General features: G+C 62.6%; 13 protein-coding genes. 9 read left to right on the top strand and 4 right to left on the bottom strand.

The genetic code is table 11. The features are described from left to right. Positions 1-2 precede the first annotated feature (2 nt). The 7 genes from HZB53_10280 to HZB53_10310 all read left to right on the top strand — a co-directional run bounded on the left by HZB53_10280 (position 3) and on the right by HZB53_10310 (position 10,143). Positions 3-1,520 (top strand): YifB family Mg chelatase-like AAA ATPase, encoded by a 1,518-nt coding sequence (locus tag HZB53_10280; GenBank protein MBI5878030.1) that lies wholly within the window; start codon positions 3-5, stop codon positions 1,518-1,520. Between the two features lie 493 nt (positions 1,521-2,013). Then, complete coding sequence (locus HZB53_10285; protein ID MBI5878031.1) at positions 2,014-4,848, top strand: SEC-C domain-containing protein; 2,835 nt, start codon at positions 2,014-2,016, stop codon at positions 4,846-4,848. 329 nt (positions 4,849-5,177) lie between these two features. Beyond that, on the top strand, positions 5,178-5,591 hold the full coding sequence (locus HZB53_10290) for an ATP-binding protein (GenBank protein MBI5878032.1): 414 nt from the start codon (positions 5,178-5,180) through the stop codon (positions 5,589-5,591). A 22-nt stretch (positions 5,592-5,613) separates the two neighbouring features. Further along, the gene (locus tag HZB53_10295) at positions 5,614-7,302 is read left to right on the top strand and encodes an AMP-binding protein (GenBank protein MBI5878033.1); all 1,689 of its coding nucleotides are present in this window, start codon (positions 5,614-5,616) and stop codon (positions 7,300-7,302) included. A 42-nt stretch (positions 7,303-7,344) separates the two neighbouring features. Then, complete coding sequence (locus HZB53_10300) at positions 7,345-7,968, top strand: hypothetical protein (GenBank protein ID MBI5878034.1); 624 nt, start codon at positions 7,345-7,347, stop codon at positions 7,966-7,968. Between the two features lie 51 nt (positions 7,969-8,019). Next, positions 8,020-8,769, top strand: a complete 750-nt coding sequence (locus HZB53_10305) for a hypothetical protein (protein ID MBI5878035.1) — start codon at positions 8,020-8,022, stop codon at positions 8,767-8,769. Between the two features lie 24 nt (positions 8,770-8,793). Beyond that, positions 8,794-10,143, top strand: a complete 1,350-nt coding sequence (locus HZB53_10310) for an alpha-L-arabinofuranosidase (protein ID MBI5878036.1) — start codon at positions 8,794-8,796, stop codon at positions 10,141-10,143. A gap of 65 nt (positions 10,144-10,208) precedes the next feature. Here HZB53_10310 and HZB53_10315 read toward each other — a convergent pair whose 3' ends face one another. From HZB53_10315 to HZB53_10330, 4 genes are all read right to left on the bottom strand, one after another. Continuing rightward, the gene (locus tag HZB53_10315; GenBank protein MBI5878037.1) at positions 10,209-10,769 is read right to left on the bottom strand and encodes a VOC family protein; all 561 of its coding nucleotides are present in this window, start codon (positions 10,767-10,769) and stop codon (positions 10,209-10,211) included. A 57-nt stretch (positions 10,770-10,826) separates the two neighbouring features. Continuing rightward, a complete protein-coding gene (locus HZB53_10320; protein MBI5878038.1) occupies positions 10,827-12,887 on the bottom strand; it encodes a hypothetical protein in 2,061 nt (686 codons plus the stop codon). 166 nt (positions 12,888-13,053) lie between these two features. Continuing rightward, the gene (locus tag HZB53_10325; protein MBI5878039.1) at positions 13,054-14,265 is read right to left on the bottom strand and encodes an HDOD domain-containing protein; all 1,212 of its coding nucleotides are present in this window, start codon (positions 14,263-14,265) and stop codon (positions 13,054-13,056) included. Positions 14,266-14,539: 274 nt separating this feature from the next. Next, on the bottom strand, positions 14,540-15,934 hold the full coding sequence (locus HZB53_10330; GenBank protein MBI5878040.1) for a M20/M25/M40 family metallo-hydrolase: 1,395 nt from the start codon (positions 15,932-15,934) through the stop codon (positions 14,540-14,542). A gap of 203 nt (positions 15,935-16,137) precedes the next feature. Here HZB53_10330 and HZB53_10335 point away from each other — a divergent pair, with 203 nt between their 5' ends. Next, positions 16,138-17,286, top strand: a complete 1,149-nt coding sequence (locus HZB53_10335) for an amidohydrolase/deacetylase family metallohydrolase (GenBank protein ID MBI5878041.1) — start codon at positions 16,138-16,140, stop codon at positions 17,284-17,286. Then, on the top strand, positions 17,283-18,128 hold the full coding sequence (locus tag HZB53_10340; GenBank protein ID MBI5878042.1) for a mechanosensitive ion channel: 846 nt from the start codon (positions 17,283-17,285) through the stop codon (positions 18,126-18,128). Before HZB53_10335 ends, HZB53_10340 begins: the two co-directional genes overlap by 4 nt. Positions 18,129-18,172: the final 44 nt, after the last annotated feature.

Raw genomic sequence — 18,172 nt, forward strand, 5'->3', positions numbered from 1 at the left:
CGATGCTCTCCCAAATCACCTCCTGCGCGCTGATTGGACTGGATGGCGAGGTCGTCACCGTCGAGGTCGACATCTCGCGCGGTCTCGGCTCGTTCGCAATCGTCGGCCTGCCCGACGCCGCGATCAGCGAGAGCCGCGAGCGCGTGCGCGCGGCGATCAAGAACTCCGGCCTGCACTTCCCCGCCTCGCGCATCACGGTCAGCCTCGCGCCCGCCGACCTGCGCAAGGAAGGCCCGGCCTACGACCTGCCAATCGCGATCGGCCTACTGGCGGCCGGCGAGCAACTGCCGCTGCCGCTCGACGGATTTCTGTTCGTCGGCGAGTTGTCGCTTGACGGGACAGTGCGGCACACCAACGGCATCCTGCCGATGGCGTCGCTGGCGAAAGAGCGCGGCTTCAAGTCGGTGTTCGTGCCGGAACGCGACGCGCCCGAGGCCGCGTTGATTCCAGGCATCGAAGTCTATCCGGTCAAAGCGCTCCTTGACATTGTCAAGCACTTCAACGAGGGGCCGCGCATCGCGGTCTTCGAGCACACCGAGATTCCGGTCCAACAGCACTTACTCTACGAAGTCGTGGACTTTCAGGAGGTCAAGGGACAGGAGCACGTCAAGCGCGCGCTTGAAATCGCGGCCGCCGGTGGGCACAACCTGATCATGGTCGGCAGTCCCGGCTCCGGCAAGACGCTGATGGCGCGCGCCCTGCCCGCCATCCTGCCGCCGATGACGATCGACGAGGCGCTCGACGTGACGCGCATCTACTCGGTCGCCGACATCCTGCCGGCCGACACGCCGCTGATCCACCAGCGGCCGTTCCGCGCGCCGCACCACACCATCAGCAACGCCGGTCTGGTCGGCGGCGGGCACTGGCCGCGCCCCGGCGAGATCTCGCTGGCGCACCACGGCGTGCTGTTCCTCGATGAACTGCCGGAGTTTGGCTCGCGCGGGCTGGAAGTGCTGCGCCAACCGCTGGAAGACCGCATCGTCACCATCGCGCGCGCGACCGGCACGCTGACGTTTCCCGCGAACTTCCAGTTGATCGCGGCCATGAACCCGTGCCCGTGCGGCTGGTACGGCGATCCGTCCGGCCGCTGCACCTGCGCGCCGTCGACCATCACGCGCTACCAGAACCGGATCAGCGGCCCGGTGCTCGACCGCATCGACATTCATGTGGACGTGCCGCGCGTCGAGTACGACAAGCTGTCATCCGTGCGGCTCGGCGAACCGTCGGCGGCAATCCGCGCGCGGGTCGAAGCCGCGCGGCGCAGTCAGCAGCGGCGCTTCGCCGGCACGCGCCTGACCTGCAACGCCGACATGGGCCCGGCCGAGGTACGCCAGTACTGCGAACTGGACGAGGCCGGGCGCGCGCTGCTGCACACCGCTGCCCAGCGCATGCAGTTGAGCGCGCGCACCTACCACCGCCTGCTGAAGGTTGCGCGTACCATCGCCGATCTGGCCGGCGTCGAGCGCATCCAGACCGCGCACATCGCCGAGGCGATCCAGTACCGGCAGCGGAAGGCGTAGACTACTCGCGTTATTCTGAAGCCAACGCGCGACTGTCCGCGCTTGATCCAGCGCGTAATCGTTGCACGGTCGACTTGAAAGAGCATGGCGACTTCTGCGGCGTTGAGAAATTGCTTCATGTATCTACGATATGAAAAGGAATATCTTTATGTCAAGGGGTATTTTCTTGCATCTATTGCATAGAGCTCAACTCCGTCGAGAGTCAATCTTGGCGACATGCCTGCGGAAAGTTGCGACCGTCGTTGCGTAAGTGTAGTATTTGTTGGGATTCTGCCACATGTTGCGCTATAAGGGAAGTTCTTCTCACCTTATCTGTAGGTGCTCCAATTCAACCAATGTACTAGCAATAGCGAATGGGACGGCAGAGCGCCACGTCAATCACTGGCATTTGCTAACATCATGCGCAGCTCAACAGTTAGGTCCGGTGGGTGGAATCACGTCAGGATATTTACCTTACGCACGACACAAATCAATTCAGATTTGAGGGAAAAATATGACTGTAAATATCCCCACGGTATTAGACTCGAGGCAACTCAAGCGTATTGAAAGCGAGCATGGCGGATTCCTATATCAGCATTTGTATGCCGCAGCCTGTTTGATGACTGCTCAAGCCTCTGGTGCTGTTGCTTTGTTAGTGGAGCGTGATGAGGATATCGAGATTCTATTCGCAGATCACCAACTCTACATTCAGGTCAAGACACGATCAGCGCCTTTAATGCCGAATGACATCGAAGCCACGTTGACCCGTTTTGCCTCGCTTCGGGCTGAACATGCAAGTGGACGAAGGAATAATCCTCCGAAGTTTTGTGTTGTAACAAATGCAGTACCGGGACCTAAGCTTAAAAGCTTGTTGGCTGGTGTTAATTGGCCCGCTGACGTCGATATTGTTTGGCCAGGGAATACCACACGGTTCGCCCACAACCTTCCGCCCGCCTGGACGGACCTCGTTGAGGCGTTCCACTGGTGTACCGACCAAGCGACTACTATACCTTTTACGTTACTGTCTCCGGAAACGCTGGTACTCAAACTTGCCGGCAAGATTCTAATTGCATGTACGGCTTCTTCTCCACACGAACTGCACCAATTCTATTCGAATGACTTCCAGAAGCTGTTTGAACAAGTCGTAGTACAACTCCAAGGTTTTCCTTCTCCACCAACTGTCTATCGACCAACGGACGCAGACCCGTCCTTTGAGAATGACAAACGCGCAAGACTGATTATGGGGCTTTCAGGTGCCGGGAAAACAGCCTGGGCCTCGCAATTCGGTGCGCAAACCGGCAAGGCGGTTGCGTACTTCGACATCACGGATACGCCTGGGGGAGCGCTAGCCTCAGCGTTGACCCAGGAATTGGCAGCGCGATTTCTGGGCAAAGTTGAGGAAGGACTACGCTCTGTTCTGCTTCCAGGTAGGACTGGAATAGATGCACTACGTGCGCTCGATATAGCTTTGGAGAATAACAATCTGCAGGTCACCCTCGTTCTTGATAACGTGCATAAAGTTCCGCCAAGCGGAATTCAAAGTATCGTGCAAGCTACACCCAACGTTCGATACATCATGTTGGCGCAACCTTGGCCCGGTCAAGTGGAATTGGAGGCGTTGCTTAACATTCAGACTGAAAGGCTGCGAGGGTGGTCCCTTGACACGATAGCACAGGTATTCGCGGAGGCTGGCTGCTTGATTGACCCTGCCACCACTGCTCGGGTGTTGAGAATCACTGGCGGCCTACCCTTGTTTATTCAGAATAGTGCTGAGATTGCAAAACGGTCGTATCAGCGCCAGGCTGACCTTTTCTGCAATGATATAGATGCACAGACCAATATCGCGGAAACCGCGCAAGAAAAGATTCTTGGCCGGGTGTTTGATACTGTCGGGAAAGGCACCAAGGATGCCGCCGCGCTATTTGGTGTTGCTTCCGTACCCCTCGTATCAGATGAAGCGTGTAGGTTGCTTGTTGGTATTGAACGACCCCGCGCGCTGCATATGCTTCGCGAGCTAACGGGTTTGGGCATTATTCAGTTGTTACGCAACCGGAAGTTGATAATGCATGATGCCTTCCGACCCGTGGCGTCAGCGCATCGAATGACTTTGGACTCCGCGACCGTTCGCCAAGCTCGCTTGGAGTTGAAAGCGATCCTCACACCAACCCAGGGCGGCGCATTCGATGTAATTCGATTCGGCGCCTTCCTAGGGCTGTTGTATGACCTGGGCGATGTAGAAGAGTTGGTAGATATCGCAAGCTACGAGCATATTTTTGAACTTGGCTATGATGTTCAAGTAACCAAGATGCTCGAAGAGATCGCTAGCTCGAGTACGACAAGTCCCCGTGATCGCTTCTGGGCACTGGACACCCTAACCTTTTGGGATTTACAGATAGGCAACCTCCAATCGGTTGAAGCAAGACTTGTACGGTTGGGAGCTTTGTTGCAGTTATTTGACGCAGGAACAAGAGAGCAAACAAATGTCTTGATGAAACAAATGGCTCTGAGCGGTGAAAAAGGACATGTTGCGGAAATACGGCAACGATTTGCTCAGGCTAGCGCCATCATTCAGCATGAACCGAGCTTTCTTCGCGCGCTTCGTTATAACTTTGCGCGTGCCTTGTATAAGGCTCGTGTGTACGAAGAAGCTGACGCTGAGGGGTTCAGACTCATCCTTGAGTATTACGATGTACTTGGACTCACTCCTGAGGATGTGATTGCCAAGAACGTGCCCGAGATCAAAAGCAAACTAGTCGAAACCCGCACTCTGCAAGACGATTTGAAGCGTCTCGCTGATACTCTGGACCTTCACGCGAAAATAAAAACCGCGCTGGGGCAGCGATCCGTGTTGTCGCGCATTCATTCAATGAAGTTCTATGACTTGGCGGGGGCTCCGACATCGGTGGTACGAGTTGGACAGGATGTTGTAGATGAACTTCTAGAAGTCTGGACAGATCCACTGCAAGCTAAAGACTTCATAGAACGAACACTGTTGCCAACCATGCAGCATTTTCAGCTCTTGGGCTACACAGTTCGCGTGCGATCACAGTATGCAGTAATCCTTGCTTATTGTGGAGATATCGATCGCGCAAGAAAGGAAATCGGACAACTAGAGCCCTATAAACAAGCACTGCCTGCGCTGGAACGTCGCGAGCTGGAGAACCAACGGCAGCTGATTGAAAAGATAGCGCGAGGTGAGGTACAATTCAGAGCCGAGTTGCCCTTAGCGACTAGCGCCCCGTCCTCAGCAACCCAGATGCCAAGTTCGAGTAAAATCGGGAGAAACGATCCGTGTCCCTGTGGTTCGGGGAAAAAATATAAGCGGTGCCACGGCATGAATAGGACGTAATGATCTTCGCACTAGAGTGGGTCGAGAGATGAAGTTTGTGTCCGCGCAAGTGTTGAATCTCTTGGACCTTGGCTAATGAATTGCAGAGGAAGTTCCGATCTAGCGCGTATATGTGTTAGCACTAACGTAACGCCTCAACAACTGTATTTGTCTCCAGTTCTGCGGCTATGACCGAACGCAGTCAGGAAATGCATCGCAGCCTGACAGTTGCTCTATTCCGAGAGGATTCGACTAGCGCAGGTTGCCCAGCGGGGCGGTTGCTGCTAGACTCTTGCAAAATGTTCGGTCACAAAGTATTTATCTGGCCAACGTAACAGCCGTAATTTGGGATATATCTTCCGCCCACTTATGGCGCAGTGCGAAAGTTACATTGTGTACATCCGTGCCCATGCGGCTGGTACGGCGACCCGTCTGGGCGCTACGCCTGCGCGCCATCCACCATCACGCGCTACCAGAACCGCATCAGCGGGCCCGTGCTCGACCGCATCGACATCCACGTGAACGTGCCGCGCGTCGAGTACGAGAAGCTGTCGGCCGTGCGGCTCGGCGAGCCGTCGGCAGCCATCCGCGCGCGCGTCGAGACGGCGCGTGGCATCCAGCAGCGCCGCTTCGCCGGCACGCGCCTGACGTGCAACGCTGATATGGGCCCGGCCGAGGTGCGGCAATCCTGTGAGTTGGATGAGCCGGGCCGCGCGCTGCTGCAGACGGCCGCCCAGCGTATGCAGCTCAGCGCCCGCACCTGACCACCGCATCCGAGGAGGAGCCATGGGGAACGCCGATAACTACGTGCAGGCCCGCGACTTCCTGATCGCGCATCGCGAAGACTATGCGACCGCCTACCGGGAGTTCCGCTGGCCGCGCATGGAGCAGTTCAACTGGGCGCTCGACTTCTTCGACGCCCAGGCACACAACAACGCCGCGCCGGCCCTGTGGGTCGTGAGCGAGAGCGGCGAGGAGGTCAAGCGCAGTTTCGCCGAGATGAGCATGCGCTCCAACCAGGTCGCTAGCTTCCTGCGCGCGCAAGGCGTCAAGCGCGGCGACCGCGTGCTGATCATGCTCGGCAACGTCGTGCCGATGTGGGAAGTGACGCTCGCGGCGATCAAGCTCGGCGCAGTCATCAGCCCGGCGACGACTCTGCTGACGCCGGCCGACCTGCAGGACCGCATCACGCGCGGCGGAATCAGCCATGCCATCGCCGACCCGAGCGGCGTGGACAAACTTGCTCCGTTTAGCTCGCTCGTCTCGCGCGTGCTCGTCGGCGGCGTTGCGCCCGGCTGGGCGTCGTATGCCGACGCCGACCGCGCGCCCGCCGAGTTCACGCCCGACGGCCCGACGCGCGCCAGCGACCCGTTCCTGCTCTACTTCACCTCCGGCACGACGGCGAAGCCGAAGATCGTGCTCCACACGCACGAGACGTACCCGGTCGGCCACCTCTCGACGATGTACTGGATCGGCCTGCGCCCAGGCGATGTGCACTTCAACATCAGCTCGCCCGGCTGGGCGAAGCACGCATGGAGCAGCATCTTCGCACCGTGGATCGCCGGCGCGTGCATCTTCGTGCATAACTATGCGCGCTTCGATGCGAAGAAGGTGCTGAACGCGCTCGTGCAGTACGGCGTGACGACGCTGTGCGCGCCGCCGACCGTCTGGCGCATGCTCATTCTGGAAGACCTGACGACCTACCCGGTCAGATTACGCGAACTGATCAGCGCGGGCGAGCCGCTCAATCCGGAAGTGATCGAGAAGGTGCGCGCCGCGTGGGGCATCACCATCCGCGATGGCTACGGCCAGACCGAGACGACTGCCCAGATTGGCAACACGCCCGGCCAGCCCGTCAAGCTCGGCTCGATGGGACGGCCGCTGCCCGGCTATCGCGTGGCGCTGCTCGACGCGGAGGGCCGCGAGGGCGACGACGGCGAGATCTCGCTACGCCTGAACCCGCCGCCGCTCGGCCTGATGGCTGCGTACGCCGACAGCGTCGAGCGCAGCGCGGCGGTGCTCGGCGGCGACTTCTATCGCACATCCGACACCGCGTCGCGCGACGCGGACGGCTACTTCTGGTATATCGGCCGCTCCGACGACGTATTCAAGAGCTCCGATTATCGCATCAGCCCGTTCGAACTGGAAAGCGTGCTGATCGAGCACGACGCCGTTGCCGAAGCTGCGGTCGTGCCAAGCCCGGATCCGCTGCGCCTGTCGGTGCCCAAGGCGTATGTGATGCTCAAGCCGGGCGTGCCGCCCACGCGCGAGACCGCGCTGGCGATCCTGCAATTTACGCGCTCGCGGCTCGCGCCGTACAAGCGCATCCGCCGCATCGAGTTTTACGACCTGCCCAAGACCATCTCCGGCAAGATTCGCCGCGTGCAGCTGCGCGGTGTCGAGATTGAGCGCAATGCGGCCGGCACGCGTGGCGAGCGCGAGTTCCGCGCAGAGGACTTCCCGGAATTGCGTTAACAGAATCGCGGACGGCTCTGTGCCCTCGGGATGGAGTAATGTATGCGTGGCGATGGCAGCGACAATGGCGGCGTGGTCTGGCATGTGATCCGCGCGCTTCGCCGGGCACGGTTTCCCATTTTAACGATTGCCCTGACCTATTTCTTGTCCGTGGTCCTCGGCATCGTGATGGTGCACACAGGCAATACGTTCGCCGTGACCTACCGCGACAATATTGTCTCGAACGCACAGTCCAGTTCGATTACGGTCGCGCTTCGCCAAGACGAGCGCTTACTGGCCGCTTTGCTTGATTCTGCGGGCAATCTATTTGCGGCCATCGCCAATACCATCGGCGGGTTAGCGGTGGTTGTGGCTTATCCGGTTGTCGCATATCGCGGCTGGATTGGGGGAATTGTCTCGATCGATGGCCACCACGTAAGCCGATTCACCGATCTTCGCGAGGCGGCGTATTACCTTATCACGCTGGTGTTGCAGCTGATACCGTCTTCACTGACTGGCGGCGCAGGCGTCAATATGGGGCTTGCGTATCTCCGCCCAAAGCCGCCCTATCAAGGGCCCAAATGGTTGGGCATACCCCGCGAGGCAATCCTTGATGTGCTCAGAGTCTATTTGGTGGCAGTGCCCTTGTTCCTGATCGCATCGCTGTGGGAGTTCTTCGCACGTTGAGAGTCCGGGCAACAAGCGACAGCGGTCCATGCCGCCGATCGGTCGGGTGGCATGAGTAGCCAACGGCATCGACGGGTACTCGTTCTGCTGTCGATGGTGGTCTCGCTGGTCTTCGCCGCCGGGCTGACCGCTGGCGGGCACGCACTCGGCGCGCCCGCCGTGCCCGACCTGGTCGTGTACGACGACGTACTGGCATCCGGCTGGCAGGACTGGTCGTGGTCTACCACAGACAACCTCGCCAACGCATCGCCCGCACTGGGTGGCACGGGGCATTCCATCGCTGTGACGATCACGGCGGCGTGGGGCGGCTTCTCGCTGCGCGCGCCCACGCCGATCGCGACCGGCGGATACTCGGCGATTCGCTTCTGGGCCTATGGCGCGCCGGGCGGCAGCGCGCTTACGGCGTACATCCAATCAAGCGACGGCGGCGCGGCCAGTCCGGGCCTGGACTTCAGCGCGCCGGCCGGCGTCTGGATGCCGTTCACCGTCACCCTCGCCACACTCGGCAATCCCTCATTCATACAGCGTGTCGACATTCAGGACCGCACGGGTAGCGCCCAGCCCGTGTTTTCCCTCGATGATATCCGCCTGCTCGGCGTGCCGTCCGTCGCTACGGCGACGATCGAGATTGACGGGGCGGCGGCAGGCGCGCCGCTCAACCCGCATCTGATCGGTTCCAACCTGCCGGCGTGGCTCGGTCCCGGCACGCTGGCCGATCCGGTCTTCCAGACGCGCACGGCCGCCGCCGGCATCAACATGCTTCGCATTCCGGGCGGCAGTTGGAGCGACGACTACGGCTGACTGAGTTGCGAGCAGGGCATCACGGTGGCCGGCGCGCTGCCTTGTCCCGGTCTGGGCTGGGCGGCGCGCCCAAGCGATTTCATCGGCGCCGTGCGCGCTATGCACGCCGAGGCGCTCTGGATCGTCAACGTCAACAGCACGTCGCAAGAGGCGGCAGCGGCGGTGGCGTTCTTCAATGCGCGCATCACAGACACAACGCCCATTACGGTCGATCTGCACGGCACCGACTGGTACACCGCCGGGCACTGGGCTGCCCTGCGCGCTGCACACGGTTATCCGGAGCCACTCAGCATCCGCTACTGGGAGTTCGGCAACGAGGTGTATGGCGGCAAACCCGGCACCGGCGCAAATGGCTGCCAGACGTGGGGATGGGAAACCTCATGGACGTGCGACGGCGGCGAGTACATCAACGGTATCGGCGCGGGGGCGGCGCGGCACGAGGGCTACCTGGAGTTCCGCGCGGCGATGCGCGCCGTCGACCCGACGGTGCAACTCGGCGTGGCGGGCACGACCGATCCGGCAACGTACAACAACTGGGGCGCCAAAGTTATCGCAGCGGCGGGCAGCGTCATGGACTTCTACGTCGTCCACCCGTACGCCTACGACACGCCGCCCGCCAACAACGCCTCGGGCTGGGCGCAGGTGCTGGGCAAGCCGCAGACACACTGGAGCGGTATCCGCGCTGCGCTCCAGCCGGCCTTCAGTCTGTACGCAGGCGGCCGCGCCGCGCCGCTCGCCGCGACCGAGTACAACATCGTCTCTGCGGCGCCGTACGATACGGAGCAGATGATGCTGCGCGCCGGCAATGCGCTCTACACCGCCGACTCGATCGGACAGATGGCGCAGAGCGACTACGACTTCGGCCTGCAGTGGGACCTCGCGAACGGCACGGAAAGCAACGGCACCGATTACGGCCTGCTGCGCATGGACGGCGGCACCACGCGCACGCCGGCATACTATGCGTTCGCGCTGTGGTCGCGCTTCGGCGACACGCTGCTGCCGGTCGCATCGAGCGCTAACGCTGCGACGGACCTGAGTGTGTACGCGGGGCGCGTCAACTCGACTACCGTCACGCTGCTGGTGATCAACAAAACAAGCACGCCGCTGACGGCGACCATCACCATCAGCGGCGTACGTTCTTTGCTCGGCGGCACGGCCAGCGCCGTAACGGGCGCGGGACCGGGCGCTCTGGCCGTTGCGTACAACGGGGTCAGCAACCCGGCCAGCGATCTCTCCGACGCGCCGCCAACGCCGTTTGCGACCGGCGCGGGTCCGACGTTCACTTACCTCTTCGCGCCAACCTCTGTCACGCTGCTGACCATCCGCACCGGCACACTCGACCGGCGGCTCTATCTTCCCACGATCCGGCGATAGTGGCGGCAGCCGCGACCGCTTGGCTCGGAAACTCGCGGCAGCAGCGGCCCCGCCTCGATTCGAGGCTACTCGCGGCTCAATGAGCCAAAGCGGCGGCGCGTTAGCTGCGTGATCGCCTCGGCCAGGTGCTCGTCGGCGATGGCGTACGCGCCCGCCGCGACACGCAGCTTGTGCGCCTCGTGCAACACGTCGGCGTGTGTGTGGCCTTCCGGCGGGTCGAACTTGTAGCAGGCCAGTTCCAGCAACTGCCCGTTCGGGTCGCGGAAGTAGATCGAGTCCATGAAGCCGCGATCAACCGGCCCCGTATTCTTGATGCCCCGCTCGGCCAGCCGCGCGACGACCTGCGTATACGTGACGCGCGAGACGATGAATGCCAGGTGATGCAGGTTGCCGATCCCTTCCGGGTTCGGCGTCGGATCGTTGACGCGCGCCGGCCGCACAAAGAAGGTCAGCAGCCGCCCGTCGCCAGGATCGAAGTAGAGGTGCTCCTCCTCCGCTACGTCTAGATTCGGCTGCGTGAAAACGAGCGGCATGCCGAGCACGCCCTCGTAGAAGCCGATGATCGCCTGGCGGTTCGAGCCGACCATGGTGATGTGGTGCACACCCTGCGTTTGGATGATGCTCATCGGGATATGCCCCTTCCTCTCAAGCAAGTAGATATTAAGCGCGACACGATTATGACTCTACCGCAGTATCGCCGGCAGGTACAGCCGTGGCGCCAGGCTGGAATCCGCCGCTTGCCGCTCGACGGCGCCGATGTCATAACCGACTATCGTATCGCCATCGCCATCAACCGGACGCGGCTTGCCGCGCTGATCGATCGCAGGCGCATTACTACCCACCACGCCGTCGATCGCCGGGCTGCCGACCTTGGGCATGTGAGCCAGCGTTGAACCGCTATAGTTGCCCAGCGCTGTGAGCAACGGGTCCAGCCCGTTGGGGTTCAGGCCCTTCACTGTGCCCGCCAGCGCGCAGGTAAGGTCGCTGGAGATGCTGTAGATTGACGTGTTAATAGCGCCATTGCAATTGCCGCCGGTGGGGCTGTAGGTCACGATGGTGTTGGTCAGCGACGTCGTGTAGCCGCTTACGGTGAAGAGCGCGCCGCCGCTTGCGGCGGAATTGTTGCTCAAGGTCGCGTTCCACAACTGTACGTTAGATTGATTGTATACGCCGCCTCCTTGTTGCAGCGCCGAATTGCCGCTCAGCGTGGTGTTGATCAGGGTCGTCGGCAAATACACGGCGGACGAGTTTGATATGTAGATTCCACCCCCTTGCTGCAGCGCCGAGTTGCCGCTGAGGGTGGAGTTATTCGCGGTCAGAGCCCCGAACATCTCGGTGATGAAGATGCCGCCACCCCTGGTGGCGGAGTTGCCACTGACCGTGGACTCATGCAGCTGGGCGCTACCGTCGAAGTCATAAATGCCGCCCCCGTCGCCGCTCGCCGAGTTGCCGCTAACGATGGAATAACTCAGCACCGCCCCCGCCTCGATGGAGGCGAGGTAGATACCGCCGCCGTTACCGCTCGCCGAGTTGGCGCTGAGCGTGGAGTAATTCAGCGTCGGCCCCCCCGCGAACACGTAGATGCCGCCGCCGCTTGTGGCGGTATTGCCGCCCAGCGTGGATCCATTCAGCGTCGCCGCGCTTCTGTAGAAAAAAATGCCGCCCCCATTGATCGCCGAGTTGGCGCTGAGGGTGGAGTTGCTTAGCGTCAAGATGCCATACTCATTGATGTAAATGGCGCCGCCCTCGGTCGCTGAGTTCCCGCTGAATGTGGAGTTATTCACGGCGATGGGCGTGCCCAGGCCATAGTTGTAAATGCCGCCGCCAATATTTGCCGCGTTGCCGCTGAATGTGGAATTATTCAGCGTCGCCGTTCCCCCGTGATTCTCCAGGCCGCCGCCGATATTTGCCGCGTTGCCGCTAAGTGTGACGCTGGTCAGCGTCAGCGCGCCCTGGCTGTAGATACCGCCGCCATCAGCAGCACTCGCAACGTTGGATATGAATAGGCTGTTGCTGATGGTCACCGTCGCGGTGCTGCTCGCGGCCAGGCCCCCACCATTGCCGACGCTCGCACTGTTGCTATATATCTGACTGTTGCTGATGACAACGGTTCCGCCCACGTCCAGCCCGCCGCCGCTATGGCTCGTCGCGCGATTGTAGCGCACGGTCGTGTTGATCAGCGTGAGTGCGCCGATGCTGTCGATGCCGCCCCCGTAATCCGACTGGTTGTTCTCGATCAGGCTGTTCAGCACGATCGTCGTGCCGGTGATGCTCTCGATCGCTCCCGCCGCGAAGGTGCTCTGACTATTGCGGATGGTCACGTGGTCCAGCATCAGCAGGTTGCCCTGATTGAGAACGGCGCCACCCTGAGTCGGCAGGTTCCCCCCGGCTGCCGCATAGCCGTCGATGAGCGTGATGTTCGTCAGCGTCAGTGCGGCATTGGTTTGCACGTTAAACAGGCGGTTGGCATGCGCCCCGGTCAGGGTCACCAGGTTGCCGCCGTCAATTGTGTAGAAGGTGCCGGGGATGGCGTTGTACCCGCCCGCCTGCGTGACGGTGATGACAACGGGTGCTGGACCGCAACTGAATGTAATCAGCCCGCTGCCATTGTTCATGGCATTGGCGAGGCCGGTTCCGGTGCAATTGGTTACCACGCCCGCGGCACGGACGGGCTGATAATGCAATGCGGCCACCACGAAAAGCAAAGCCGAAAGAAGGGTAAGCCGGCGAATGGTGCGGCGCATAGATGGCCCCCTCCCCAGAGGTCCACTACATAGTCAATTCGTTGCGTGCGACGAACAGGAATAGGCGCTATGATACCGCACTATTGAAAAACAGGAGTAAGCACAGGTCGATCCGAGTACGCCCGGCGGAACGCCGGACACGGACTGCACGAATCAGCGCGGACAGCTAGCTGACCGGCCGGCGGCCGATCTCGCTCGTCCAGCGGATCGCCTGCACGTAACTCTGGCGGAGCACGTCCGGCTCGATCTTCGCCTGCACCAGCCGGTCCCAGTCGCCGCGCTCATACGCCAGCGTGAGTTGCAGCACCTCGCCAAGGTTGCCTTCATGGCGCAACAGGCCGGCGACCACCTCATCGGACAGCGGCAGTTGGTCGAGCGCCTCCGCCATGTTAATGTCCAGCAGCGCGTCGAGCACCGAAAAGAGGCCGACGAGGAAGAACGGCTCGGTGCGCGGCTGGTGCAACGTGAGCGCAATCAACTCGCAGAGTTTCGCGCGCGACATGGCGAGATTGGTCAACTCGTGGGGTTTGTTCTCGATCGAGCTCATCAGCAGCAGCGTGAGCCAGCCGCGCAACTGGTTCATGCCGAGCAAGCCGATCGCCCCTTCGATGGAGGTGATGCGCTGCACGAAGCCGTAGAACGCCGAGTTGACTAGTTTAAGCAGCTTGTAGCTCAGCGACACATCCTGCGATACGATCTGGGCGAGCGTGCGGAAGTCCGCGCGCGGATCGAGGATGCGTACCAGCGTTTGCAGGATGACCACGCGCGCCGCATCGACGCGCCGGCCCTTGAGGATGACCGGCTTGCAGAGAAAGTAGCCCTGGAAGTAGTCGAAGCCAAGCGCGGTGCAGAACTCAAGCTCCTCGTGCGTCTCGACTTTCTCGGCGAGCAACTTGCACCGGCTGCGACGTGCGCGCACGTCCTCGACCAACGCAGGCAACTGCCGGCGCTCGACGCCCATGATATCGATCTTCACCACATCAGCGATCGAGAGCAGCGGCGCGGCCTGCTCGATGTCAATCACGTCGTCGAGCGCAATCTGATAGCCCTGCCCCGCCAGCGCAATCAGATTCTCGTAAAGCACCAGGTCCCTCGCCGTGTCTTCCATGACCTCGAGTGTCACAAAGGCCGGCGGCATCGGGATGGGGTAGGTTCCATTGAAGAAGTTGCGCGTGATATTGACATATGCTTTCTTGCCGCCGACGAGCGTGTCGAGACCCAGTTCGGCAAACGCATTCAGCAGTACGCGCGCCGTCGCCTGGTCGCCATCGACGACCCCGGCCCTGGCGGCTTCGGCGGAGCGATACAGCAACTCGTACGCAACCACCTCGAGGCGGCGATTGAAAATCGGCTGGCGTCCAATGAATAGCTCAAGCATTTCGAATCCGTGATGACGAGCCTATTCGAGCGTGGTGCGCATGCGATGGGAGGCCCCCGATGAATTATACTCCCTGAACAGCGGAAGGTCGCAGGCAGAAGGTTTCGCGCGGGTGTCCGTCAGGGTTTCGCACACCCCCGCAGACCATGGTTCAGAGTGTAGGGACCGGCGTGCGGACTCCGGCGAGTCGGAACTCCGTCTTAACGATAACGCGGCGCAAGAACTCAGCCGAGTCAAAGCCCCGCAGGCGACCGGGCCCTGCGGGGGTCATTCGTTAGCGCGCGTCGCGCCCTGGACCAATCAACTGCGTGGCTGCCCCCAGATACGCCAGCATCGCCGCGCCGGTCTTGATGCCCTTGAAGAAGCGCTCGACCTCGATGTTCTCGTTGGGCGCGTGGTTCGACTCGTCGGCGTTGGCGTACGGCACCGTGATCGCCGGGACGCCGAGAATCTTGGTCCACACATAGTCCGGCAGGCTGCCGCCCAGTGCGGGCACCAGCAACGGCTCCTCGCCCTGCGCTGCGGTGATCGCCTGACGCACCGGCGCGATGAACGGCGCATCGAGCGCCACCTTCGATGGCTCCATCGAGCCTTGCCGCACGACCGCGACGCCCGGCGCGTGCTTGCGCACGTGCGCCTCCACCTTCGCGAACGTGTCCTCCGCCGTCATCGCCTCGACGAGCCGGATGTCGCACTTGGCAAACGCCTCGTGCGGCAGGACCGTCTTCGAGCCGGGGCCGCCGTAGCCGCCATGCAGGCCGTTGATAGTGAACGTCGGCCAGGCTGACAGGCGCTCGAAGTACCCGCGCTCCGTCGGCGCATCGAACGCGGCCAAGCCCAATGACTGCTTGAGGCCCGCCTCGTCCAATGGCATGCGCGCCAGCGCCTCGCGCTCCAGCGCGGTCTGCGGCAAGACCGCGTCGTAGAAGCCGTCGATCGTGACCTCGCCGCGCTCGTTCTTCATCGTCGCCAGCAGGTGCACCAGCGTCCAGAGCGGGTTCGGCGCGACGCCGCCGAAGTTGCCGGAGTGCAGGTCGCGGTTGGCGCCCCGGGAGCGCAACTCAAATGAGATGATGCCGCGCACCCCGCAGACGATCTGCGCGCGGCCGCTCTCGTGCACCGGGCCGTCGCTTGTAATGACCAGATCGGCGGCGAGCATCTCGCGATGCGCGCGCACGAAGTCGGCCATGCGCGGGCTGCCGATCTCCTCTTCGCCTTCCAGCACGACCTTGACATTGCACGGCAGCGCGCCGTCCACCGCCAGCAGCGATTCCAGTGCGAGTACCTGCGCGAAGTGCTGCCCCTTGTTGTCGCCCGCGCCGCGCGCGTACAAACGGCCATCGCGCACCGTGGGCTCGAACGGCGGCGAGACCCACTGGTCGAGCGGGTCGGGCGGCTGCACGTCATAGTGGCCGTAGAGCAAGACGGTCGGCGCGCCCGGCACAATCCGGCGCTCCGCAAACACGACCGGCCAGCCGGCCGTCGGGATGATCTGCGTGTCGAGGCCGATCCCGCGCAGGATCGCGGCGATATAGTCGGCGACCTCGGCGATGCCGAGGCCGTGCGCACTGATGCTCGGGCGGCGCAGGTAGTCGATCAGGCGAGCGAGGAACGCGTCGCGCTGTGCGTCCACGTGCGCGAACACACGCGACAAGCTTGAAACGGGCATCGGAGCCTCCAGTCAGGAAGTGTTCGCGCTCGATTATAGTACCATTTCCACCGGATGATGCGTCAATGCACGATCCCCTGAACATGACGATGGGTTCCGGGGATCATCTCATACTGTTCCCTGATCCCCGCCCCCTGATCCCTGATCCCCGTTTCCAATCTCCCCCGGCATCGGGTAAAATGCGCCCACAACAGGAGGCGGCCATGTACGATCTCGTGATTCGCAATGCCACTCTGGTCGATCCGGCGCAGAGGCTGCACGCGCGCAAAGACGTCGCCTTTGCGGGCGGCCGCGTGGCAGCCGTCGCCGACGCCATCGGCGAGCGCGGCGCGGAGGACATCGACGGCGCGGGGCAGGTTCTCTCGCCCGGCTGGGTTGACCTGCACGTGCACATCTTCGACGGCGTCTCGCACTACGGCGTGCCGGTCGATCCGAACTGCGTCGCCAAGGGCGTGACGACCGTCGTCGACGCCGGCTCGGCGGGCGCCGATACCTTCCCCGGTTTCCGCAAGTACGTCATCGACGTCAGCGCCACGCGCATCTTCGCCCAGCTTAACATCTCCTCGATGGGCATGATCTCGCAGGAGATCGGCGAACTGCACGACTTACGCTGGGCCGACATCGAAAAGGCGCTCGCCACGATCGAGGCGAATCGCGACGCAATTCTTGGCGTCAAAGTGCGTCTGGAGCGCTGGCTGGCCTGCAGCGAGGCCAGCGGGCTCAAGCCGCTGCATCTGGCGCGCGAGGCCGCCGACGCCGCCGGGCTGCCGATTATGGTGCACGCGCAGAGCGCCTGGGCCGAGTCGATCGACGAGGTACTGGCGGTGATGAAGGATCGCGACATCGTGACGCACTGCTTCCACGGCAAGCCGATCTGCGGCATCCTGGACGCCGGCGGGCACGTGCGCGAGTCGGTGCTGAAGGCCGCCGAGCGCGGCGTGGTCTTCGACGTCGGGCACGGGCGCGGCAGCTTCGACTGGCGCGTGGTCGAACGCGCGCTGGCGCAGGGCTTCCAGCCGAAGACGATCTCCAGCGACCTGCACCGCCACAACATCGACGGCCCGGTGCACGACCTGGCGACCACGGCATCCAAGTTCCTTCACCTCGGTCTGCCGCTCGACGAGGTGATCGCGCGCATCACGTCCACCCCGGCCCGCGTGATTCGGCAGAACGACATCGGCACGCTGCGGCCGGGCGCGTGGGGCGACGCGACGCTGTTCACGCTTGAGGAAGGCGCGTTCCAGTTCCGCGACTCGCGCGGCGAGGCGCGCACCGCGTCGCAGCGGCTGGCCGTGCAGCGCACGATCCGCGCCGGCCGCGAGTATCACGCCGCCGGGCACACGCACACATGAACGAAGCGACCCTGACCGCCGCCGGCGACTGGCTGGCCACGCACGGCCTGCGCATCGTGCTGATCGTCGCGGGCGCATGGCTGCTGCTGCAACTGATTGACCGCTCCGTCGACCGCGCCTCGCGCACAATCGAGTCGCGCGCCACCCGGCTGGAGCGCGACCAGCGCGAGCGCGTCGTAACCATGGCCGGCGTGTTCCACTCGCTCGCCGCAGTCGCCGTGTTCGCCGTTGCCGCGCTCATGATCCTCTCCGAGCTGGCGATCGACATCGCGCCGCTGATTGCCGGCGCCGGCCTGCTCGGACTGGCAATTGGCTTCGGGGCGCAGACGCTCGTCAAAGATCTGCTCGGCGGGCTGTTCATTCTGCTCGAAGACCAGTTCAACGTCGGCGACGGCGTGCGGGTGGGCGGTGTGTCCGGCGCGGTCGAGCGGATCACCCTGCGCGCCACCTACCTGCGCGACGCCGACGGCACGCGCCACCTGGTGCCGAACGGCGAGATCCGCGTCGTCTCGAACAGCACGGTCGGCTGGTCGCGCGCGATCATCGATGTGCGCGTCGGCTACGACCAGGACACCGGGCGCGTGATGCACGCGCTGGCGCAGGTGGTCGCGGAGACGAATGCCGACCCGGAACTGCAGCAGCACATGCTGGAACCGCTCGTGCTGAACGGCCTCGAAGCGCTCGACGTGGACACCATGCGCCTGCGCATCATGGGCAAGACCAAGACGGGCGAGCAGGACGCCGTCAACCGCGCCGTGCGCCAGCGCATCGTCGAGCGCTTCGCCGCCGAGCAGATCGGCCTGCCTATGTTCGGACGCGCCACGCGCGACGGGGGCATTTGAGACGCCGCGCGCGCCGTCCTATAATACAGTCACCATCCACTCCG

The organism is Chloroflexota bacterium (assembly GCA_016235055.1).
In the GTDB taxonomy this organism is placed as follows: domain Bacteria; phylum Chloroflexota; class Anaerolineae; order JACRMK01; family JACRMK01; genus JACRMK01.

Bases quoted from the DNA above. Each gene is read 5' to 3' on its own strand.
- HZB53_10315 (MBI5878037.1), bottom strand. From the start codon at position 10,769: ATGAGCATCATCCAAACGCAGGGTGTGCACCACATCACCATGGTCGGC.
- HZB53_10305 (MBI5878035.1), top strand. From the start codon at position 8,020: ATGAGTAGCCAACGGCATCGACGGGTACTCGTTCTGCTGTCGATGGTG.
- HZB53_10325 (MBI5878039.1), bottom strand. From the start codon at position 14,265: ATGCTTGAGCTATTCATTGGACGCCAGCCGATTTTCAATCGCCGCCTC.
- HZB53_10295 (MBI5878033.1), top strand. From the start codon at position 5,614: ATGGGGAACGCCGATAACTACGTGCAGGCCCGCGACTTCCTGATCGCG.
- HZB53_10320 (MBI5878038.1), bottom strand. From the start codon at position 12,887: ATGCGCCGCACCATTCGCCGGCTTACCCTTCTTTCGGCTTTGCTTTTC.
- HZB53_10280 (MBI5878030.1), top strand. From the start codon at position 3: ATGCTCTCCCAAATCACCTCCTGCGCGCTGATTGGACTGGATGGCGAG.
- HZB53_10330 (MBI5878040.1), bottom strand. From the start codon at position 15,934: ATGCCCGTTTCAAGCTTGTCGCGTGTGTTCGCGCACGTGGACGCACAG.
- HZB53_10300 (MBI5878034.1), top strand. From the start codon at position 7,345: ATGCGTGGCGATGGCAGCGACAATGGCGGCGTGGTCTGGCATGTGATC.
- HZB53_10335 (MBI5878041.1), top strand. From the start codon at position 16,138: ATGTACGATCTCGTGATTCGCAATGCCACTCTGGTCGATCCGGCGCAG.
- HZB53_10285 (MBI5878031.1), top strand. From the start codon at position 2,014: ATGACTGTAAATATCCCCACGGTATTAGACTCGAGGCAACTCAAGCGT.
- HZB53_10340 (MBI5878042.1), top strand. From the start codon at position 17,283: ATGAACGAAGCGACCCTGACCGCCGCCGGCGACTGGCTGGCCACGCAC.